21 protein-coding genes are annotated in these 23,175 nt (G+C 34.1%); 11 read left to right on the forward strand and 10 right to left on the reverse strand.

Features of this window, described 5'->3' with window-relative positions:
• Positions 1-12: 12 nt before the first annotated feature.
• The 3 genes from B9T31_RS05735 to B9T31_RS05745 form a co-directional block, all read right to left on the reverse strand.
• On the reverse strand, positions 13-2,952 hold the full coding sequence (locus tag B9T31_RS05735; protein ID WP_086180995.1) for an insulinase family protein: 2,940 nt from the start codon (positions 2,950-2,952) through the stop codon (positions 13-15).
• Between the two features lie 157 nt (positions 2,953-3,109).
• A complete protein-coding gene (locus tag B9T31_RS05740) occupies positions 3,110-3,886 on the reverse strand; it encodes a hypothetical protein (RefSeq protein ID WP_086180996.1) in 777 nt (258 codons plus the stop codon).
• Positions 3,887-4,025: 139 nt separating this feature from the next.
• Complete coding sequence (locus tag B9T31_RS05745) at positions 4,026-4,478, reverse strand: GNAT family N-acetyltransferase (RefSeq protein ID WP_086180997.1); 453 nt, start codon at positions 4,476-4,478, stop codon at positions 4,026-4,028.
• 141 nt (positions 4,479-4,619) lie between these two features.
• On the opposite strand from B9T31_RS05745, the gene B9T31_RS05750 reads away from it, so the two are divergent.
• The 9 genes from B9T31_RS05750 (at position 4,620) to B9T31_RS05790 (ending at position 11,323) form a co-directional block, all read left to right on the forward strand.
• A complete protein-coding gene (locus B9T31_RS05750) occupies positions 4,620-5,618 on the forward strand; it encodes an adenosine kinase (RefSeq protein WP_086180998.1) in 999 nt (332 codons plus the stop codon).
• A 5-nt stretch (positions 5,619-5,623) separates the two neighbouring features.
• Positions 5,624-5,947, forward strand: a complete 324-nt coding sequence (locus tag B9T31_RS05755) for a Rieske (2Fe-2S) protein (protein ID WP_086180999.1) — start codon at positions 5,624-5,626, stop codon at positions 5,945-5,947.
• 26 nt (positions 5,948-5,973) lie between these two features.
• A complete protein-coding gene (locus tag B9T31_RS05760) occupies positions 5,974-6,579 on the forward strand; it encodes an OB-fold-containig protein (protein WP_086181000.1) in 606 nt (201 codons plus the stop codon).
• Between the two features lie 483 nt (positions 6,580-7,062).
• On the forward strand, positions 7,063-7,254 hold the full coding sequence (cydP, locus tag B9T31_RS05765) for a cytochrome oxidase putative small subunit CydP (RefSeq protein WP_086181001.1): 192 nt from the start codon (positions 7,063-7,065) through the stop codon (positions 7,252-7,254).
• Entirely contained in the window at positions 7,254-8,840 is a 1,587-nt protein-coding gene (locus B9T31_RS05770; RefSeq protein WP_086181002.1) for a cytochrome ubiquinol oxidase subunit I, read from the forward strand. Before cydP ends, B9T31_RS05770 begins: the two co-directional genes overlap by 1 nt.
• Complete coding sequence (cydB, locus tag B9T31_RS05775; RefSeq protein WP_086181003.1) at positions 8,837-9,982, forward strand: cytochrome d ubiquinol oxidase subunit II; 1,146 nt, start codon at positions 8,837-8,839, stop codon at positions 9,980-9,982. The genes B9T31_RS05770 and cydB overlap by 4 nt, the downstream gene beginning before the upstream one ends.
• Positions 9,983-10,005: 23 nt before the next feature.
• Positions 10,006-10,107, forward strand: a complete 102-nt coding sequence (cydX, locus tag B9T31_RS05780; RefSeq protein ID WP_086181004.1) for a cytochrome bd-I oxidase subunit CydX — start codon at positions 10,006-10,008, stop codon at positions 10,105-10,107.
• Positions 10,108-10,111: 4 nt separating this feature from the next.
• Positions 10,112-10,414: a cyd operon YbgE family protein gene (locus B9T31_RS05785; RefSeq protein ID WP_086181005.1), complete on the forward strand. Its 303-nt coding sequence runs from the start codon at positions 10,112-10,114 to the stop codon at positions 10,412-10,414.
• Between the two features lie 372 nt (positions 10,415-10,786).
• The gene (locus B9T31_RS05790) at positions 10,787-11,323 is read left to right on the forward strand and encodes an Ail/Lom family outer membrane beta-barrel protein (protein ID WP_086181006.1); all 537 of its coding nucleotides are present in this window, start codon (positions 10,787-10,789) and stop codon (positions 11,321-11,323) included.
• Between the two features lie 128 nt (positions 11,324-11,451).
• Here B9T31_RS05790 and aspT read toward each other — a convergent pair whose 3' ends face one another.
• The 7 genes from aspT to B9T31_RS05825 form a co-directional block, all read right to left on the reverse strand.
• Positions 11,452-13,155 (reverse strand): aspartate-alanine antiporter, encoded by a 1,704-nt coding sequence (gene aspT / locus B9T31_RS05795; RefSeq protein WP_086181007.1) that lies wholly within the window; start codon positions 13,153-13,155, stop codon positions 11,452-11,454.
• A 173-nt stretch (positions 13,156-13,328) separates the two neighbouring features.
• Complete coding sequence (locus B9T31_RS05800) at positions 13,329-15,983, reverse strand: decarboxylase (RefSeq protein WP_086181088.1); 2,655 nt, start codon at positions 15,981-15,983, stop codon at positions 13,329-13,331.
• Positions 15,984-16,333: 350 nt separating this feature from the next.
• Entirely contained in the window at positions 16,334-17,998 is a 1,665-nt protein-coding gene (locus tag B9T31_RS05805) for an ABC transporter ATP-binding protein (protein WP_086181008.1), read from the reverse strand.
• Positions 17,999-18,134: 136 nt separating this feature from the next.
• Positions 18,135-19,220, reverse strand: coding sequence for a chorismate synthase (gene aroC / locus B9T31_RS05810; RefSeq protein ID WP_086181009.1), 1,086 nt, complete (start codon positions 19,218-19,220; stop codon positions 18,135-18,137).
• A gap of 13 nt (positions 19,221-19,233) precedes the next feature.
• The gene (gene prmB / locus B9T31_RS05815; protein ID WP_086181010.1) at positions 19,234-20,244 is read right to left on the reverse strand and encodes a 50S ribosomal protein L3 N(5)-glutamine methyltransferase; all 1,011 of its coding nucleotides are present in this window, start codon (positions 20,242-20,244) and stop codon (positions 19,234-19,236) included.
• Positions 20,245-20,323: 79 nt separating this feature from the next.
• Positions 20,324-20,671 carry a lysozyme inhibitor LprI family protein gene (locus tag B9T31_RS05820; RefSeq protein ID WP_171264700.1) on the reverse strand — a complete coding sequence of 116 codons (348 nt, stop codon included), beginning with the start codon at positions 20,669-20,671 and terminating at the stop codon, positions 20,324-20,326.
• Positions 20,672-20,969: 298 nt separating this feature from the next.
• Positions 20,970-21,341 (reverse strand): hypothetical protein, encoded by a 372-nt coding sequence (locus B9T31_RS05825; protein ID WP_086181012.1) that lies wholly within the window; start codon positions 21,339-21,341, stop codon positions 20,970-20,972.
• A 216-nt stretch (positions 21,342-21,557) separates the two neighbouring features.
• Here B9T31_RS05825 and B9T31_RS05830 point away from each other — a divergent pair, with 216 nt between their 5' ends.
• Together B9T31_RS05830 and B9T31_RS05835 are read left to right on the forward strand one after the other, a co-directional pair.
• Complete coding sequence (locus tag B9T31_RS05830) at positions 21,558-21,950, forward strand: MarR family winged helix-turn-helix transcriptional regulator (RefSeq protein ID WP_171264701.1); 393 nt, start codon at positions 21,558-21,560, stop codon at positions 21,948-21,950.
• A complete protein-coding gene (locus tag B9T31_RS05835; RefSeq protein WP_086181014.1) occupies positions 21,943-23,133 on the forward strand; it encodes an MFS transporter in 1,191 nt (396 codons plus the stop codon). Before B9T31_RS05830 ends, B9T31_RS05835 begins: the two co-directional genes overlap by 8 nt.
• The last annotated feature ends 42 nt before the right edge of the window (positions 23,134-23,175 follow it).

Raw genomic sequence — 23,175 nt, forward strand, 5'->3', positions numbered from 1 at the left:
AAGAAATAGTGTTTATTTGACCTGTTGAATATTAAAGCCTAAATTCACTAATTCTTCACGTTTTGTTATTGGCGCAACTACCGCTTTTTCAGGTGTTTGCTGTTGCAAATACTGATTTGCAACTCGTTTTAAGTCTTCTAAACTAACAGCCAATAAGCGTTCACGCAATAGATTTCTAAAAGCTGGTGTACGTGCATGCAAATATGCATAACATGCTGTAATTGCCTCGCCCGCAGGAGAGCCAGGTTTATCCATTCCAGCAATTAATCCTAAAATTGCTTCTTCAAGCTGATGCTCTTGCTGTTCTGTATTAAATAACCATTCAACACTTGCTTCAAAATCTTTAAACGTTTCTGCTAACCGTGGATCACGATAACTATAAAAACGGAAAGAACATGCATTTCCATCATAGCTTGCTCCACCACCATAAGCCCCACCTTTCTCACGAATTGCACTATGCAAGAAACCATTACGTAAGTAAGCAGCAAGAACCATTAATGGTGCAGCATCTGGATGTGAAACTTCAACAGCCTGATAAGCCGATGAGCAAAATTGAACATTTGCTTGAATCAACCATGCCTCATTATCAGTTGTATTATTCACAGACACAGGCGTTAAAGTTTGCGTAATCTCAGGAACAGCTAATTTGTCCCAAACATTTTGAATTTCTTCAACTAAACGATCAGATTGTGGTTCTTCGCAAACCAATAAAAATTGCTTCGGCGCTTGCAATAACAAAGTATGAATCGTTTTTAATTCATTGATTAAAGCATCATAAGCTGCATCATCTTTTTCAATTGATGAAACTAAATCTGTTAACCAATTTAAGGCACCCAAACCGGTATTGTGATAATCACGTAATGCTAAAGCACTATGATGACGACCTGCTATTTGCATTGCATAGCTATGCCCAGAGCCAGAAATACGTGAAGCCCAACGTGTTTTACGTTGTTGTAAAAGCTCAATAATTCGATCTTTTTCATCAAATCTTAGCTGTTCAAATGCTAATTTAAGCAATCGAATCGCTTCAAAATTATGCACCAATGATTTTGTTGTAAGCGTCAACCATGCACTGATTTCATTTTTATCATCTACTTTTGAGCGCAGCGATGCCCCCATTCCTAAACCACCACTTACAGCGGTTTGAAGCTGTTGAAGCTCAAGATAATCATATTCTCCAGCACCCACTTCACCCATTAAAATAGATAACAGATTAAAATATGGCGACATGACAATTTCATTTGGAATTTTAATGATGACCTGCTGATAGTAAATTCCATTCGTGCCAGCATGATATAAGTTTAATGGTGTATCAATTTGATTTGAAATAATTTCACGCAGCTGGCCTTGTACAATCTGTAAGGCTGCTGGAACATCTTGCAAGCCCACTTTAGGTAACAAACTTAAATCATCTGGCGTATCTTGGCGAATTTTTAATGCTTCAGTTTGCGCAATAATTTCAGTTTTCTCATCCTCTGTTAATTTTTGACCAATAGCGGCTAAACGTGATTTTTCAACTTCTGCTTCTTTCACCGATTTAGTTGCATCTGGAACCAACGTCATTTGAACACGATGTGGATTGTCCAATAAATGCTGTTGAATTAAATGAGACAGCCACATTGGATCTTTTAATTCTTCTTTGACTTGTTCTATTGCAGTGTCTACATCCCAAACATGAATTGGGTCTGAATGATGAATCGCACTTCCTAAACCATTTAAGATGAGACTTAAACCATATGGCGTGCCATCCCCATTAATTTCACGTTGATGTAATTCAATTTGATGTAATATTGCATCAACCAACGCAGTATCGACAGGCTTAGATGCCATTTCTGTTAGAATATTCAATACGCCATTTTTAAATTCTTCTGCATATTCAGGGTTTGAACCTTGTACCCCACAGAAAAATGTCATTTCAAAATTAGAATCATCTACGCCCATAATTGGACCTGTAGATTGTGCATAACCACATGTTTCTAAATAATGACGTAAAGGTGAGGCAGAATTTTCTAATAAAACACCTTCAACAAGACGCATTCCTAAACGTAATTTAATGTTACTCGCTTCAGGCAATAACCAAGAAATAATATGATAAGTTTTATCTTTTAAATCTTCTGCATCTACGGCATAAGTCTCAGTCACTTCAATAGGTGCTGTTAATCGACGTTCTGGTTTTGAATATAATGTTTCACCTTTTTGAAACTTATGCAGCGCCAATGTTTCGAATTGCTCTTGTAAATGATATGCAGATTCATTACCAAACGTCATAAATACGGCATTACTTGGGTGGTAATGAGATTTATAGAAACTAACTAACTCTTCGTAAGTTAAATCTGGAATATCTTTTGGGTCACCACCAGAATTATAATGATACGTTGTTTCTGGGAACAAATGATGTGCCAATTGATGATATAGCTGATCTGAAGGAGAGCTCATTGCCCCTTTCATTTCATTAAATACCACACCTTTATACACAGGCTCACCATTTTCTAACTCAATTCGAATACCTTCTTGAGAAAAATCAAGTGGGTTTAAATTTGCGGCAAATGCTGCATCTAAATAAACAGTTAATAAGTTTTGGAAATCTTTTTTATTTTGCGTAGCAAAAGGATATGCAGTCCAATCCGCTGCCGTAAATGCGTTCATAAATGTATTAAGTGAACGACGAATCATTAAAAAAAACGGATCACGCACCGGAAATTTTTCAGAACCACATAAAGCTGTATGTTCTAAAATATGTGCTTCACCTTTTGAATCCATGGGTTGAGTACGAAAAGCTACCAAAAATACATTTTCATCATGATTTGTTGCCAAATGATAATGTACAGCGCCTGTCACTTTATGTTGATATTCTGAGACTAAAATATCTAAGGCTTCCACATGGTGTTGACGTATCAACTGAAACGCAGGATGAACAGTTTGAGTAATGGTTTCAGTGACATCTACAGTCATGCTAGCTCCAAAATAAATGCTTTTAAGACTCTACATTATACGCTAAAAACCAGAAGAAAATGATATATTCTCTATATTCCAAGCAGATTGATTGGTATTTTGTCAAAATAAAAATTACTTATTTATGGCTGCTTTTTATCTGTATTTAAATGTAGTCTTATTTATGTCGTTTTTGATAGTTCCAATGCTCCCAAAATACGCAAACCATCATCACAAAAAATAACACGATAGATGCAGTAAAACGACTTAAATCTAAACCTCCAGAACTCAGTGGTTTATCTAAAAAATCTCCGACAACTGCGCCAAGTGGTCGTGTTAATACAAATGCTGTCCAAAATAATAAAACTCGTGAAATAGGTGTGAATAGATATAAATATAAAGTAAATAAAATTAAACAGGCAAATAAAGCAACGCCTCCTAAGTATCCGAGTCCTGCTGTATCTGCAGACCAATCTCCCAATGCTGTACCTAATGTTTGTGAGAACGTTATCGTTATCCAGTAAAATAATTCTATCCGAGGAGCATGGGCAACATGAGGTGAAATACTTCCTTCAGTTTTATACCAAAGCCATAATGAAAGACTAACACAGAGGAATAATAAACTACTTCCCCCCCAATAGCCTATTCCTAACGATCGATCTACAAAATCTGCTAATGTTGTGCCCACTGTCGTACTTGCAATAATTGTAAACCAATAAATAAAGGGGCGGTATTTTGATGATTTAATTTGCCAAACAACAAAAGTAATGAACAGAATAGCAAAAATTACTGTGCTGATCAGATAACCTAAATTCAGCGACATTGAAACAGCATCACCTGCTATTTCACCAAAAGTGGTAGCAAATATTTTGGTTAACCAAAATATGACTGTTATTTGAGGAACTTTTTGAATTAAATCTTCTGTTTGTTGTATTTTTAAGTCGTGTGTGTTCATTAGAAAAAATCAATAATCCTGATTCTTAAAGTATTTATCAAAATACTTAACACAAAATTAAAAAAGTGATAAAAAATTCAAATTTTATAAAATAGCTATATTATAGAGATTTCATACAATATAGCTTTTAATACTTAAATTACGAAATCAAATACTTGAAATAATTATAATTCGGATGGTTTTCTACAAATACATAATTCATTTTTTGATAAAAATGAGCCGCAGGATGCGTATCTGTATATAGACATAAGGCTGAAAAATGAGTGATTGCTTTTTTCTCTAAATGTTGTAAAAGCTGTTTTCCTACACCATATTTACGATATTGCGGTAAAACATAGAAACGACGCACACGACCAATGCGCGTTTCTAAATCTTTTTCATTCCATTGCTGATTTAACCCACCACACGCAATCAATTTGTTATTTTCATATGCAGTTAAAAAAAACTCCCCAGGTTGGTTAAAACAGTTTTTTCCACTGTTAAACTCATCAATTAACGTTGTAACAAAATTAAAACTTTCCTCGTTGGCCTCTTTTTCTAGCTCTACAATTTCTTGTGGGAGTATCTTTGCTTCTTTAATCACTATCTTCATATAATTCCTGACCAATTCCTGTCTATCTTTCATAAAACTCATCCAGCTATTATATAGAATGTTGAATTTTATTCATTAAACTACTGCAATGCTGAGCATTCATGTAAACTGTCCATCTTATTTTTAACGTGATTCAAAAACATGGCTACAGTTGACCTTTTTGCAATTGGAAATGCATTAATTGACCAAGAATTCAGAGTTTCTAACGATTTCTTAACTCAACAAAACCTACAAAAAGGCAATATGCAGCTAGCAGATGGTGAAACACAAACAAATTTATACAACAACTTATTGAAAACTCAAAATTATAAAGGTCAAGCCGCTGGTGGTTCTGCCGCAAATACAACAGTCGCATTTTCCGCATTAGGTGGATCTGCATTTTATGCCTGTCGAGTTGGAAATGATGAATTAGGTAAAATCTACCTCACCGATCTAACAAACTCAGGAATCAAATCATCACCCAAATCGGTCAGTGACGGTGTTACTGGTACTTGTATGGTTCTCGTAACTGAAGATTCTGAACGTACGATGCAAACTTACTTGGGTATTACAGCTGAGTTAAATGAACAACAAATTGATTTTGAGCCCCTAAAAACAGCACAATGGCTGTATATAGAAGGTTATTTATCAAGCAGTGATAGTGCGCGTATTGCAGTGAAGCAAGCTCGTAAAATTGCAAAAGCAAATCAGGTCAAAGTTGCACTCACCTTATCTGATCCTGCGATGGTGCAATATGCACGTGATGGTCTGAATGAAATTATTGCAGATGGCGTTGATTTATTATTTTGTAATGAACAAGAAGCATTGATGTATACAGAGACTGATCATATTGCAGCTGCATTAATTAAATTGAAATTACTTAGTCAACACATTGTCATTACATTGGGAGATAAAGGTGCTTTAATCTCTACCGATGGTCATGAATTTACAGTAAACGGGCGTTCAGTTAAAGCTGTGGATACGGTTGGCGCTGGTGACTCATTTGCTGGGGCTTTTTTATATGCTCTAAATTCTGAGCATACTTTTCAACAATCGGCTGAACTCGCTGTATTAATTTCAAGTGAAGTTGTTTCTAAATTTGGTCCTCGCTTAGAGCTAAAAGAATATGTAAAATTATTTGAAGAATTCAAACAAGGCTGAATTTAATGTTTAAAGTGTGTAGTACAGACGATATTCCTGAGCGTGAGGCACGTGCTTTTGAAATACCAAATGGCGAAATTATTTTTATCACACAAAGAGATGGTCATTTTTTTGCCTATCAAAATATTTGCCCACATCTACAAGTTGAACTTGAGTTTTTAGAAAATCAATTTTTAGATCGTGATCAAGAATATATCGAATGTTCTACACATGGTGCTTTATTCATTGTTGAAACAGGTGAATGTATTTCAGGGCCATGCCAAGGTCAATCTCTTGAAAAAGTTCATATTAATGTGCATTCTGATGGTGGCATTTATCTTGTAGATTAATATATTTATTTACTGAGGTTTCTTTTATGCAAAACTTCCTTTTTGATTCTAACTTAATTCCATTTCACTTAAGTTTGATCATTCTTGTGGTACTGAGCATAATTGAAACCACAGGTTATTATTTCAATATAAAACCAAGTTCTTTTTTTAAAGCTTTTTTCCCAAAATCACTTAAAAACTCTCCTCTTATTAATGTAAAGTTCTCTAAGATACTAATTTTCATATTTTTATTATTAAATTTTAGTGTTGCTGGTTATTTTATCGAATTCGTCATTTTTGCTAAATTTGATACCTTTGTTCCTTCATACTATATTTTTATTCCTGTATTAATTATTGCAGTTTTTTTCACAGTATTTATGATTCATTGCCTTGATCAAGTGATTAAACCTAAAATGCATCGTGGCAATATTATATTAATTGGTCGTTTAGCCACGGTTTCTAGTGGGAATGCAAGACCTGGTTCTTCTGCTCAAGCTCGCGTACGAGATGAATATGGTCAATTACATCATATTCAAGTCGAACCTGAGTTTGGTGAACTTGAACTAAGTGCCCAAGTTCTACTTATTAAACAACAAAAATCTCATTATATTGCTAAACGCATAGCAAAATTAAATCAGCTTCTAGATCAATAATTGCATATTTATCTGATTTTATTGTTTACTTATTGATTATTTTTACTTTATGTAATTTATTTGTTATCAAACGTAATTTTAAGTTTGTATTGCGTAAATTTGTTAATCCAATATATTACACTTATTGTTTTAAATTTTCAGATTAAATACAATAACTGTACTGTAATATTTATTTAAATTATTTTTTAAAAACTATTTTTAAAATTATTTTATAAGAAAATTTAGTTATTTTAATCAGCATAAAATTATTAGTATTAAATTAATCCTGACTATTTTAGTCTACATTATATTTATTAATTTCGACTAAAATAGTCAGGATTAATAAAATGAATAATTAGTATAATTTTAAAGCAAAAATAAAATGTAACAACATGATTTTAAACGAAATAAAATATATTATTCATTAAAACTGATTAGTCTATTTCTTTTTTCTCATAAATTATCAATAATATAAATCATATTTTAAAAATATGGCTTATCGATATGAGCACAAAACGTAATGATTTTAACAAACGTATCATTCGTGAAATAACAGCGATATTAATTATTAAAGTTGTTATTTTACTTGTCATAAAAAACATTTGGTTTGATGAGCCAACGATTCCAAAAAATTTTGACAATCAAGTTGCCGAGCGGATAGCTGGCAGCCCTTCCATAAACAAGGAGACACGTTGATGATTTCTGAAAGCGTGGTCGATCTATCGCGGTTCCAATTTGCAATGACTGCGATGTATCACTTTATATTTGTTCCACTCACTTTAGGTCTCGCTTTTATACTTGCCATCATGGAAACCACATATGTGATTTCTGGTAAAGAAATTTATAAAGACATGACCAAATTCTGGGGAAAACTCTTCGGTATTAACTTTGCACTCGGTGTCACAACTGGGTTAACTATGGAGTTTCAATTTGGTACAAACTGGGCATATTACTCGCACTACGTGGGTGATATTTTTGGGGCACCATTAGCCATTGAAGGTTTAATGGCTTTCTTCTTAGAATCGACCTTCATTGGGTTGTTCTTTTTTGGATGGGATCGACTTTCAAAAGTACAGCATTTATGCGTAACTTGGTTGGTTGCTTTAGGCTCCAATATGTCTGCATTATGGATTCTTGTTGCGAATGGTTGGATGCAAAACCCTGTCGGCTCAGCATTTAATTATGAAACAATGCGAATGGAGTTAGTGGACTTTAGTGCGCTAATTTTCAACCCAGTAGCTCAAGTAAAATTTGTACATACCGTTTCAGCTGGTTATGTGACAGGCGCTATTTTTGTACTCGCGATTTCAAGTTTTTATTTATTAAAAAAACGTGATTTACCATTTGCACGCCGCTCATTTGCTATTGCCGCTGTCTTTGGCTTAGCTTCAACACTTTCTGTTATTTTATTAGGTGATGAATCTGGTTATGAAGTTGGTGATGTCCAGAAATCTAAACTTGCGGCAATTGAAGCTGAATGGGAAACTCAACCTCCTCCAGCGGCAATTACCTTAATTGGTTTCCCTGATAGCGATACCATGACCACCAAGTATGCGATAAAAATACCTTATGTTTTGGGTATTATTGCGACACGTTCTTTAGATACCCCGATTATGGGCGTCAAAGAGCTCATCACCCTACATGAACAACGTATTCGTAATGGTATGGTTGCATATGACCATCTTGAAAGATTACGTGGTGGTGATCAAAGTCCTGAACTTAAAGCTGCTTTTGCTGAATCGCAAAAAGATTTAGGTTACGGCTTATTACTTAAAAAATATACCACCAATGTAGTTGATGCCAATGAGCAACAAATTAAATCTGCTGCAAAAGATAGTATTCCAGATGTTCCTACGTTGTTCTACGCATTCCGTATTATGGTTGCATCAGGATTCTTAATGCTATTGCTCTTTGTCTTAGCTGCGTATGCTGTCGCTAAACGCAATGCAGAACATAAACCATGGCTATTAAAATTTGCACTTTTTGCATTACCGCTTCCATGGCTTGCTGCTCAAACTGGTTGGTATGTTGCAGAAGTCGGTCGCCAACCTTGGACCATTGGTGAAGTTTTACCAACTTATCTTTCGGCTTCTAGTTTAAGTGAAGCAGATGTTATTGGCTCTATTACAGCTCTGGCATTATTCTATACCGTGTTACTTGTCATTGAATTATATTTAATGATCAAATTCTCACGTCTTGGCCCAAGTTCTCTGCATACGGGGAAATACCACTTCGAGAAACTTGAAGCTGCTAAAAAGGCAAATGAGGAGTCTCAAGCATGATCGAATATGAAATTCTCAAAATAATTTGGTGGGTTCTTGTTGGTGTATTACTTATCGGTTTTGCACTCACAGATGGTTTCGATATGGGTTCAATGGCCATCATGCCATTTGTTGGAAAAACGGATGATGAACGCCGTGCAGCAATTAATACCATTGCACCGCACTGGGATGGTAACCAAGTTTGGTTTATTACGGCTGGAGGGGCTTTATTTGCTGCTTGGCCAATGCTCTACGCGACTGCCTTTTCAGGAATGTATTGGGCACTACTCTTAGTCTTATTCGCCTTGTTCTTAAGACCCGTCGGGTTTGATTATCGATCTAAACTTGAGAATACTAAATGGCGTAATTCTTGGGATTGGGGTTTAGCAATTGGTGGTGCGGTACCAGCCCTTGTTTTTGGTGTCGCTTTTGGAAACATGTTCCTTGGTGTACCATTCCATTTTGACCCAACTTTACGTTCATTCTATGAAGGTAGTTTTTTTGCCCTGCTTAACCCTTTCGCACTTGTCTGTGGAATTGTAAGCTTATCTATGCTTTGTGCACATGGCGGTGCTTGGTTAATGCTACGTACCGATGGCGCATTACAAAAGCGTGCATCTAAAGCAACGCAAATCATGGGAATTGTATTTTTAGTATGCTTCCTTGGTGCTGGTGCTTGGTTATACTTTGGTGGGATTCAAGGTTATACATTACAACAACCTTATGATGTTAATGGTGTTGCAAATCCATTGGCTAAAGTGGTCATCACTGATGCAAATCCAGGTTGGATGAATAATTACAGTCTATATCCAATTACGATGATTGCGCCGATTATGGCAATTTTAGGCTCACTCATTGTGATAGGTTCCGCAGGAAAAATTAAAGCTGGTTTAACTTTCTTAGGAACATCTCTTTCAGTTGTAGGTGCAATCTTAACTGCTGGTTTTGCATTATTCCCATTCTTAATGCCATCTAGTACTAACCCTGTATCAAGCTTGACGATGTGGGATGCTGTTTCTAGCCATATGACATTGACTGTCATGACTGTCGCTGCGTGTATTTTTGTACCACTCATTTTAATTTACACCACTTGGTGTTATTACAAAATGTGGGGGGTTGTTACGACTAAACATATTAAAGAAAATACGCATAGCCTTTACTAAGGTCTTGTACAGGAGAATAAATTATGTGGTATTTTGCATGGATTCTAGGTGTTTTGATGGCCTGCTTTGCTGGTGTACTCAGTGCACTTTACATGGAAAATCATCAAGATCTTGATGAGGAATAGTTAAATGAATGATGTCACGATGATTTCGAATTCAGTAGAAAAAAAACCAAATAAATATGCGATGATCATTTCATGTTTATTGGCATTCCCACTTGCAGCAGTTTTACTGGTTCATCCATCTGCGATGTTAGATGCAGATGGCGGATATAGTCACCGCGCCATGATGTTTATCATGATCGGAATCTCTGGTGGATTTATTCATGGTGTCGGATTTCAGCCAAGATTTTGGCTTTGGAAATGGTTATTCAGTCCATGGATTGCGTGGCCATTAATGATTCTAGGCTATTATACTTGGTTCATTCAATAGTCAATTCCTAATAAAAAAGAGCACAAAATGTGCTCTTTTTTATTTATGTTTTTTCCATTTTAATTATAATGATTAAAAACACAATTAATTTACAAATTAAAACATTATAATTCTAAGTTATTTTTTAATTTAAAATGAGAACAATGATTTTGATATAATTAATTCACATTATTCATAAAATAATTAAATTATGCATAATTTAAAACTTATTTATATCTTACTATTCATTAAATAAAAATTAAAATCAATTCAAATAGCCATATCGATAGAACCCCAAATATAGATTTATAAAAATTTAAACTATAGAATCCGTCAAAATTTATTATTTAGTTAATAAGTTAAATATTATTTTTAATCAGATGGATTTATATTATGAAAATTTTCTACATTTTTACGGTTTCTACATTACTTACATCAACTGCTTTCGCTGGCGGTTCTTTTTCTTTAGGATATTCACATGCTAAAATAACTGATGGAGACAAACTTCAAGGCTTAAATCTAAAGGCTACAAATGACTTAAATGATAAATGGGGCGTTATTTACTCTCTCAACTTTATGCAAGGTCAATCAAAAGCCACGACTGAAACTGCGAACTCATATTATCAAAGTGACAGTTTAACAAAATATTTCTCAGCATCAGTAGGTCCAACCTATAAAGTTAATAAATATCTTAACTTTTATGGATTACTTGGATTAGGTGTCACAAATGCAACATTAACTAAAAATACTGTATCACAACAAGAAGAATATCATCGTAGATCACCATCGTTAACTTATGGCGTAGGTACGCAAATCAATATTACACCTAATTTTCTCGTTGATATTGGTTATGAAGGCACTAAGTCAAATAATGCGATTGATAACAAATTATTAAATTCCTTTAATATTGGCATAGGTTATAAATTTTAAAATTTTTATATTAATATGAAATATATATAATTTTTTAATTATGATAGAGATTATGATTTTTTAATACTTAAATCAGACGCTATAAATAAAATGGGCATCTTAAGATACCCATTTTATTCTAAAACTTACTAACTAATTAATAAGATAACAACCATACCCCATAATGTTAATAGTGTATTACTGACGGCATAAGGAACCGTATACCCCAACATTGGAACATTACTTTTAGCGACTTCAGCAACCATTGCAACAGATGCCGTACTGGTTCTTGCTCCACCACAACATCCCAAGTTAATTGCTGGATCGAATTTGAAAATATATTTCCCAATCAATGGAGCTAAAAGCATAGGTACTCCAGTGACAAATATTCCCCAAAAAAACATTTCAAAGCCGACTTGTTGTACACCTTTCACAAAGGTAGGCCCTGCGGTAATACCAACCACAGCAATAAAAATATTCAAACCCACAGAGTTCATAAACCATAAGGTAGCACTTGGCACGCTTCCTAATTTTGGTTGAAAACTTCGTAACCAACCAAAGAATAGACCCGATATTAATGCCCCTCCTGCAGTTGACAGTGTTATCGGCACACCATGAATAGGAATAACAATTGCACCGATCAGTCCACCAATGACAATACCAAAACCAACAAATACCATATCTGTAACACTTGTTGCTCGATCCGCAAAGCCATATTCTGCGACTGCAGCTGCTACATTTTTAGTGCTTCCACTGATGGTAAGAATATCACCACGGTAAAGTTTGGTTTGCGCAAATACTGGAATATCCACCCCCATAGAACCTCGACGAATACGTCGAATAAAAATACCTTTCGTCTGAGGAGACTTCGACAATTCCAACAGTGTTTTCTTATTAGCACTTTTATTGGTAATAATGACATCGACTTCTTCAACGGGAATATCAATAATCTCTTTATCTGCAACTTCTGTTGCACGATTTGACCAATGTACTAATATTTCATGTTTACCAGAAACGGCAACAATATCACCAACTTTGAGCACAGTATTTGCATCAAATGGAATGATTTTTCCATCTCGACGAATACGCTCTACAAATACGCGCTCAGGTGCAAGCTCTTCAGCTTGTCGAACTGTTTTACCTGCAATATCTTCTTCTGACAGCTTTTCATGAGATAGCTCATAGGCACGAATAATATATTCATGCCATGCAGATTGCATCCCATTTTCAGGTGTCCCTTGCGCCATATCTCGTTCATAACGAGCACATTCATCTTCTAAATTGACACCTATTAATTTTGGTCCTAAAAATGCCAAAATCCATCCTGTACCGATTGTTCCAAAAATATACGTCACAGCATAAGCAACTGGAATTTGCGAAAGCTCAGTTTGAACAGCCTCGGGCGATAAATCTAATTGAGTAATTGCATTTGTTGCAAGCCCAATAGAGGCAGAAATTGTCTGTGATCCTGCCAATAAACCTGCTGTTAAACCTGGACCATATCCAGCAATAACCGAAGCAATATAAATACAGCCTAAACAAAGTAAACAAATTACAACAGCAAATACTGCTTGAGGTAAACCATCACTTGCTACACCACGAACAAATTGTGGTCCCACACCAAATCCAACCGAAAATAAGAACATGATGAAGAAGATAGATTTGATTTGTGATGAAATATCGATCCCAATTTGACCAATCACAATTCCCATCAATAATGTGCCAGTCACTGCACCTAAACTAAAACTTTTGAATTTCCATTGACCAACTAAAAAGCCCAAAGCTACCGAGAGGAAAATAGCTAACTCTGGGTAACTACGTAGCGTAGTCTCAAACCAGTGATATAATTGCATATGCTTTCCTTAATATCGCGATCTTTGCGATGATAAATAACCATATAAATCTATGCTTGAATGTATAGCTCTTAAGTTTTGGCATTTCTAATGAGTGAAAACCCACCGCATAAAACGATGGGTTTTGACATTAAATTTAAGCCAGACTATAAAGTTTCCTAAATATTTACAATTTAAAATAAGCCAATGACTTTTAATCCTTTAATGGCATCGTAGCCATGAACTTCTTTGACATCTAATTTACGCATAAACGTAACAACATCTAAAGTTATAATTTGACCTGGGACTAAAATTGGAAACCCAGGTGGATAAGGAATCACAAAGTTTGCTGAAATAAGCTCTTTATCCTGAGCAATTAGCTCATCTAATTTATGATCATTTAATAAAATATAACTACAGTTTTGATCATCATAGGCATCAAAAAAGGCGCGACGAATATCACCTTGTTTTGATTCTTTGGCTTGATCATCTTTATAGCGTGATTCAAATCTGCTGAAATTCGGCAAATGAGGTACATCTTCCACTAAAGATTTAACATTACTATCGAAAATAATTCTTTGCCCATCTTCTTTTAATTTGTCTTCTAAATCACTTGATATTTCCATCAGAACACGCATTAATGCAGCAACATCACTTCGTGTATTATTAATATTCGATTGGAGTAATACGCTATTTCTAGAGGTTTTATTTAATTGAATATTATATTTGTCTGCTAGTAATTTTTTTAGTGACGTACCATCAAACCCAGCAGAACCACAGAATAAAGTAATACGCGTTGGATCCAATAAAAACTCATCTTCCTGAATGCTTCGTGCTGCATCCGCCCAAGAAATTTCATGAGAAGTATAATCTTTCACACCACTAACACGATATGCTTCTGGTACCATCTCTTCATTGGTTAAAATTCTAAAGTATTTTGAAATTAAAGGATGATTATTGACTTCACGACGAATTGTTAAAGCAACCTGAATCGAATTATTGACCAAACCATAACCTTCTAGCTCCATTTGTCTACGTGCAATATCTAATGAAGCAATCAACTGCTGATTCGGACTGGTTGTAGAATGTGTGAATATTGCTTCTTTAAAGCGTCCCAATAATTGATGATGATAAACATCATGTGCCAAAATAATAGAACCCTGACGTAATGCTGACATAGACTTATGTACGGAATTCGTCTGATAGACACGCACAACCGCCTGACTTGGATCTGGATAAAGTCGCGTATTTAATAATGTTTCTTTTGATGGGTGAGCACCAAGTGTAGCTTGTTGATCATCATAATTTTTTTGAGCTTCTGCTGTGGTAAACCACTCTGTTAATTCTTTCGCTGCCCCCATTGCGGTACGTTTACGCAATAATGGCGACCAATGTGCAAAGCCAAACCATGCTTCATCCCAAAGGAAAACTAAATCTGGCTTAATTGCCAAACACTCCTCCATCACGAGACGCACATTATAAACTTGCCCATCAAAAGTACAGTTAGTTAGATCAACCAATTTCACACGATCTAACAACCCCTCATCACGTAAATTTAGCAATGCTGTTTTAATTTCACGTAATGGTACGGCACCATACATCGAATATTCAGTTAATGGATAAGCTTCCACATAATATGGTTGTGCCCCTGCTAAGACACAGCCGTAATGATGTGACTTATGACAATTACGGTCAATTACGGCAATATCACCAGGTGCAAGTAAAGCCTGTAATACAATTTTATTACTGGTTGAAGTACCGTTCGTGACAAAATAAGCTTCTTTTGCCCCAAATGCTTTTGCAGCACGTTCTTGAGATACTTTAATGTTTCCAGTTGGCTCAAGCAAACTATCTAAACCACCTGTTGTTGCAGAACTTTCAGCTAAGAATAAATTAACGCCATAGAACTCCCCCATATCTCTAATCCAGTTGGATTTAAACACAGACTTACCACGGGCAATTGGTAATGCATGGAAAGTTGAAATTGGTTTTAATGCATACTTTTTAAGATTATTGAAAAATGGAGTTTCATAACGCTCATGAATACCCTCAATAATTGATAAATGTAGCTCTAATGGTTCTTCTACTTGATAAAATACACGACGAATACATTTACTTTCAGCTGAACTTACAATTTTTTCAACTTCAAAATCACTTAATAAATAAATATCAATTTCAGGTCGTAAATGATGAATAATCTTCGCTAATTTAATCGCATGTTCAGATTCATCTTCACCAAGATCTAAATTTAAAGCAGATTTTAAACCCTCAATAATAGAGTTATCTTCACTGGCATGAGTAGTAAAACCTTGATATAAAACAACAGCATTGATTTGAGAATTTAATATAATCGCAGTGAGTGCATCTGTTGCATTTCCGACAACAACAGGTTCATATACAAATTCGTCTTCAGGACGACGCATTTGTCGTGCTTCGTGCACAATATGTTGCCAGCGGGAAATCTCATGAGGAACGACGCTCAAAACCTCAAAATATGGACGATAATTTGAGCTACTAATTGCAGAAGGAGTTCGATCTGCGATTACAGTATCATCTAAATATCGATCCTCAAATAGACTTGCATCGTGCATATATTTTTCAGAAATAATTGCTGTTGCAATAAACTGAGTATTTTTCAGTAATGCTTTATATTCTTGTTCTTTCAACAGAATATCTAATTCATGCAATTTTTCTAAACTCGGGAATGCAAAATACTTTTCAATTTTTCGGATATGCTCTAAATGCTTCGAATATTCATCTACTACTTTTTGTTCTGGTTTAGATGCAAGTAAACGAGCTTTTGAAAGTAATTCAATCCATAAATCAGCTCTTAAAGATGGAGCGATCATAAAATTACCTAAAGAATGAGACTCAGATTTTGTCGAAAGAATCATGATATCTATTGTCCTTTTATTTACTTTAAATTAATTTATATTCATGTGATCTTTCGAATGTAAGTTAAGAAAAAAAAATTAAATACAACAAATAGTTAACCAATTGTTGTTCAATATTTTCTATATGTATACATTTTGTAAAAAACTTAACAATATTTTTCAAAATTCCGACTAGTTCATAATAAATTACTTAAAAACATCGCCTTAGGTCACAATTTTAAACATGCATAATCCTATCAAATATGCCAAAGCATATTTGACAATGTATTTATACTTTTCTAAATTTTAATTATATAGCTGTATTTTTATAGGTGAAAAATATAATCATTAGAATTCATCAAACTTTTTTGATGCGTGATGACTATAATCGTGACATCATTTTGTAATGTCCGAATATAGGACATAAACTCAATTTCAGTTTCTTGATCTAAACTTGAACTTGCTTCATCCAAAAATAAAAATTCAGGTTCTGCATATAAAGCCCGAGCAATTGCGATTCTTTGTTTCTCCCCACCTGAAAGCATTAATCCTCGTTCTCCAATAACGGTATCAAATCCATCTTGCATCTCTAATATACGTGTGAGTATTTGTGCTTTTTCTGCTGCTCGATATAACTTATTTTGATCATAATTTCGCCCTAAACAAATATTATTTTGAATTGAATCATTCAATAACATTACTTCTTGAGGAATCACGCCAATTTTAGAAAACCACTCATTTCGAGAAATACAATTTAGAGGAATATCATTAATTAATATTTCTCCTCGCTCAAGTTCTAATTCTTTTAACGCAAGTTTAAATATTGTTGATTTTCCCTTGCCGCTTTCTCCGAATAAAAAAACAATGCGACCTCTTTGCGCATTAAAACTAATATTCTCAATCCCTTTTCCATTTTCATAATGAAATGAAACGGTATTAAATTGTAATTTTCCAATATTATGTTTTAATATTCTTTTTTGATTGGTTTGTTCATAAAATTCAAATACATTCCACATTTTTGCAAAAGGTTTAAGTTCTATATAAGCTGCATTAAACTCTAAAATACACATTCCAATATATTCAAAAGGTTTATTTAGTTGAAGTAATAAGGTATTAAAAAGTACCAAATCCCCTATATTCAGGTGACCTGCTTGAACCTCTGGTATAAATATATAAAATGTAATAAAAAACTGTATACAGATTCCAACACCAAAAACAATTGAATATTGGATATTTTTTAATGCATATAAAGTTATATTTTTAAGTACAACATCTGAAGCTTTTTTTATTTTTTTCTCTATCCAGATACCTGCGTTAAAATATCGTAATGTTTCAATCATCGATATTGTATTCCCAATTATTTGTGCTTTTAATTGCTCTTCATTGATTGCAACATCTAAATATTTATTAATATTTTTATTCGCATAATAAGCAACACTAATAAAAAAAACGCCATACAGTAAAATAATCAGCATAACGGTCACGTTTAACTTTATGCCCAATAGCAAGCAAGAAAGTACTACTTGTATAATTGCAGGTATAAAATATGTAATTAAAAGTTGTGTTCCTCTATTTAAAGCCGATATTCCTATATCTTGCATCGCTTGTATTTCTGCAGGATTATATTTTATAAAAAATGTTGACGATTTTTGAATAAGTTTATTAAAAAAAATCATCGAACTAATATATTTTATTTTTTCTGCCATAATAACAGCAATATAAGTCACAGCATCTTTAAAAACTAAAGATAATCCAATTAAAATTGCATAAATAAATAAACCTGTACTAAATTGAGTTAAATAGTTATTTTCATTGATTTCATTAATAACAAGTGAAAATATATAAGGCGCTAATACAGATAAAACAGATGAAATTACAATCACAAGAATTAAACTAAAAAAGTGAATTTTTTCTTGTATAAAAAACCTTTTTAAAATGCTATTGATGACAACTTTAACACCGTTTAATTCATTTAAATGCAAAATTTTCATTCTTATTGATCATTAATTTAATTATTATTAATAATCTATCTTTTTAAAAAAACTACAATTTTTTTTGTTAATAATAATTGACGATTAGCATCATAAAAAACCAGACATCATGTCTGGTTTTTTAAACTTATTTAATTTAAATCGGTTCAAATGGCACAATTACATCTGCATTTTGGGCACGATGACGCATAAAGTGATCCATGAGTACAATTGCAAACATTGCTTCAGCAATTGGGGTAGCTCTTACCCCTACGCAAGGATCATGACGACCTTTGGTTAATACATCCGTATCTTCACGATTTAAATTAATCGTTTTTCCAGATGTCGTAATTGAAGCTGTTGGCTTTAAAGCAATGGCAACACGAATGTCTTGACCACTTGAGATACCACCTAAAATTCCGCCAGCATGATTTGCAAGGAAACCTTCCGTTGTCAGCTCATCACGAGATTCATGTCCAAATTGCTCTGCTACTGCAAAACCATCACCAATTTCAACACCTTTTACCGCATTAATTGACATCATGGCATGTGCAATATCAGCATCTAATCGATCAAATACAGGCTCACCCCAACCTACAGGCACATTTGATGCAATAATTTCAAGTTTAGCACCACAGCTCGTTCCTTGTTCACGTAGAGACGTAACTAATGCTTCAAAACGTGGAATAGCATCAACATCACCACAAAAGAATGGGTTATTCGTGACTTCCGCCCAATCTAACTTTTCAGTTTTCTCAAGACCAATTTGAGTTACATGTCCACGAATTTCAATGCCAAATTTTTCTAAGAGATATTTTTTTGCAATTGCTCCTGCTGCGACTCGCATTGCAGTTTCTCTCGCACTAGAACGCCCACCTCCACGATAATCACGGAAACCATATTTTTGTGTATAGGTATAATCTGCGTGTCCTGGACGGAATGTTTGCGCAATATTTCCATAATCTTTAGATTTTTGGTCAGTATTACGAATTAATAATCCAATAGAAGTTCCTGTTGTTTTACCTTCAAATACACCAGAGATAATTTCAACTTCATCGGGTTCTTTACGTTGAGTGGCAAATTTAGATGTTCCTGGTTTACGACGATCTAAATCTTTTTGTAGATCTGCTTCAGAAAGCTCAATTCCAGGTGGAACACCATCAACAATAGCCATTAAGCCAACGCCATGAGATTCACCACAAGTCGTTACACGGAAAAGTTGTCCGATACTATTACCTGCCACGTTCAACGACTCCTTATGCTTGAATAGATTGAATGAATAACTCACGGAATTTACGGCACTGTTCTGCTGTTAATGCAAAAATTCCAGTACCGCCTTTTTGAAATTGTAACCAGTAAAAATCAACCGTATGGAAATTTTGACGCATTGCCCATTCAGAATTACCCACTTCAATGACAATTAAGCCATCTACAGTTAGGTAATCAGCTGCTTGAACCAACATTTTTCTCACTAAATCAAGACCATCTTGTCCTGCAGCCAATGCTAATTCTGGCTCATGTAGAAACTCTTCTGGAAGATCAGCCATATCTTCTGCATCGACATAAGGTGGATTTGATACAATTAAATCATATTGATTTTCAGCTGGAATTTTTTCAAATAAATCGGATTCAAGTAAAGCCACTTGATATTGTTTATTATGATGTTCACAGTTAATTTGAGCAACTTCTAATGCTTCTTTAGAAAGATCTGTCGCATCAATTTCTGCATCAGGGAAAGCATATGCTAAAGCAATTGCTATACAGCCGGAACCTGTACACATGTCTAAAATGCGTTGTGGTGCTTTAGGGGTCGCATTTTCTGGTAAATTATTAACAGCAGCTCCCATTTCTTCATTTTCACCTAAGAAATAGGGTGCAAATCGATTCTCAATAAGCTCTGCTATTGGTGAACGTGGAATGAGTACACGTTCATCAACGTAAAATGGCTTATTATAGAAATAAGCTAAATTCAATAAATATGATGTAGGAACTTTTTCATTAATTCGACGTTCTAGTAAACTTAAAAACTCAGCAATCTCGCTTGGAAGCAGTTTAGCATCTAATATTTGAGCATCTGCATTCCAATCTAATGAAAGTGTCTGTAATACTAAAGCTGAACTTTCAGCAAAATAATCTTCTGTTCCTTGACCTAAGTGAGCATCGTATTGACGTAAAGCTGAAACCCCAAATCGAATAAAATCACGAATGGTTATTAAGTTTTCAGCAGCTTCCTGTAAATTTTCAGCACTAATTGTCGGTCGATCCACTTAAGGTGTCTCCAAGGTCAAAATTTATAACAGCTAATGATACCTTGTTTTGCCGCATGTTTTATATGGATTTACATGTTTAGAGCAAATTTTTATTACGAAGTTGGACTTCTAATAATTCTGCCCGAGTTACTGTCGCCTTGACCAGACAATGTAGCTGTACAATTGGTGCATCTTGAATTTCTACGCTTCTAATACCACACATTTTTTTACGCTGTATGAGCCAACGATCTTGATTGATCTGTAATAATTCACGTTGATTATCTTCTAATTTTGAAAGCAATTTTTTTAGTTGCACATCCACGCGTTTTTCTTGTAATTTGTATTCATCCATTTGGCATGATTTCAATTCCTTCATTTGATTTTTAGCTGCTTTCATACATATTTCATAATCTAGATTATTTTGAGCAAAGGTATATGTACTCATCAATATGAATCCCATGCCCAATACCCCCATATATTGATTTATTTTTATCTTCATCAGTTTTATTACTATTATTTTTTATATCTTTTTATAACATATTATATTTACGATAGAAAAAGATATTCGACAAATAATTCTTATTAAGAAAAAATTTAAGCATAAACACAATTTTAAATATTCATGAAATTGTCATATTTATCATTTTCAGAATGTCATACCAGAATGAAAATCATAAAAGAAAGCCTATACTTTCTTTTATGTTCTATATATTTTTTGGTTTACTCACGTCTTTATTATAAAATTACTCTAGATCGCCTTCTTTCCAAACATCTTCATAATCATCACCATCAATCATAAATCTATAGCCAATATCTAATGCCAAGTATGGAAGCACTTCTGGAATAATATCTTGTAATTTTTTAATGGTCATTGTTTCAAAAAAATCCTCACCCTCTTGTAATTCTCCACCATAAATATACCAACTTACACCTTCTTCAGTACTTGGTGGTTTTCGAATCCCGACAATAGGTTCTTGATTCAGTGTTTGTACAGCAACTGCAACCACATCATGACCATTTAACTCAATATAAGCAGATTCAAATTCTTCACATAATAGTTTTTGTTCTGCGATGAGTTCTTGTAGTGGTGACATTTTTGCGGTTTTTTGTGACATTTGTGTTCTATCTTAATATTTAACGAGTTTTAATAGTACTGCATTTTTTAATTTTATGATGTTTTTATTTTTATATTTAATATTGCTTAGGCTATTTTAACTCAACTTGCATTTAATAAGTCTTCAGAGTAGAGTTACCTCATTTGGTTACCCTGATTAACTATTTTGAATACCTCTTTAAAGTTTCGTACTTCCATATTGCGTTGCGCCAGAATAATGAGTGATGAAATCAATACACTCTTAGTACCATACAAGCTCAATTATTCACTTTGGCAAGTGCTGTTTGTGATCGAAGATCGTCATGGATGTACCTCTATAGAAATCGCAGATTATTTAAATGTTTCAAAGCCCTCCATTGCAAAACGAATTCACAGTTTAATGTTGTTAAATGTTTTACAACAAGTTGAAACAGATGACAAACGCCAAAAGAAACTCATATTAAGTCCAACTGGTCGAGAGTTATTTAAACAATGTTCACATGTGGTTGATGAGTTTGAATCTCGATTAATACAAACTTTGGATTCAGAACAGGTGAAGCAGTCTACGACTCTTCTACAACAATTAACTGATCAATTAGAAAAATCAAGACGTGGTGATCTTCATGAGTAATTCAGCTGCTCGCTTATGGACAAGAAATTTTATTCTAGTCAGTGCTATAAATTTCCAATTGGTTCTCATTTTTTATTTACTAGTCGTTGTAATTGTTGGCTATGCCGTTACCGAATTAAATGCAACGACAGCGAATGCTGGTTTAGTTTCAGGTTTATTCATTGTTGGCACGCTTATTGGTCGTCTTATTGTTGGGCAGTTTTTGGATAAATTAGGGCGAAAAAAAACGCTCATTATGGGTCTTTCAGGCTTTTTAATTTTCTCTATATTATATTTTCTTCCCTTAAACTTAGAAATGCTACTTTTAATCCGTTTTAGCCATGGTTTCATGATGGGTATTGCCTCATCTGTACTCGGTACCATTATTGCTCAAATTTTACCTGCTCCCCGTCGTGGAGAAGGTATCGGTTATTACAGCATGAGTAGTACACTGGGTACAGCAATTGGCCCTTTCTTGGCTATTTGGATGATGTTTAATCTCAGTTATGACGCTATTTTCTTACTTTCGACTGCAATTTCAATTAATTGCCTTATTGTTGCATTTTTTATTAATATCTCACATATATCTCTCACCCAAAAACAACATCTCAATCCGACGCAACAACCACTAAAACCAACATTTATTTCTCGATTTATTGAGCCTAAAGCGCTTCCTATTTCAATCATTATTCTTTTTACCTCCATCTGTTATTCAGGTGTACTCTCTTTTATTAACTTGTATGCTAAAGAAATTGATCTTGTTCCTGCTGCCTCATTTTTCTTTTTAATGTATGCCATTGCTATTTTAGTTTCACGCCCTTTTACAGGTCCCTTGATGGATAAAAGAGGTGAAAATATTATTATTTACCCTGCTTTTATTCTCATGGGCTGCGCCTTAATATTGTTAAGTTTTGCACAGACCTCTTCTATATTTTTACTTTGTGCTGGATTACTTGGATTTGGCTATGGCAATATACAATCAGTATGCCAAACTATTGCTGTTAAAAGTGCATCTTTAGAGCGTATGGGTTTTGCAACATCAACATTTTATATCTTTTTAGATGCAGGGTTAGGCTTTGGTCCATACTTTCTGGGTATCGCTTTAAATTATATCAATTACGCCCAACTTTATTTATATAGTGGTATTTCAGCGTTTATTTGCATTATTTTCTACTTTTTACTACATGATCAAAAACAACATTAAAGAGATAAACGATATAAATTAAAAATCAATTCAACTGAAAGT

It is taken from the genome of Acinetobacter sp. ANC 4558, from assembly GCF_002135375.1.
Lineage (GTDB): Bacteria > Pseudomonadota > Gammaproteobacteria > Pseudomonadales > Moraxellaceae > Acinetobacter.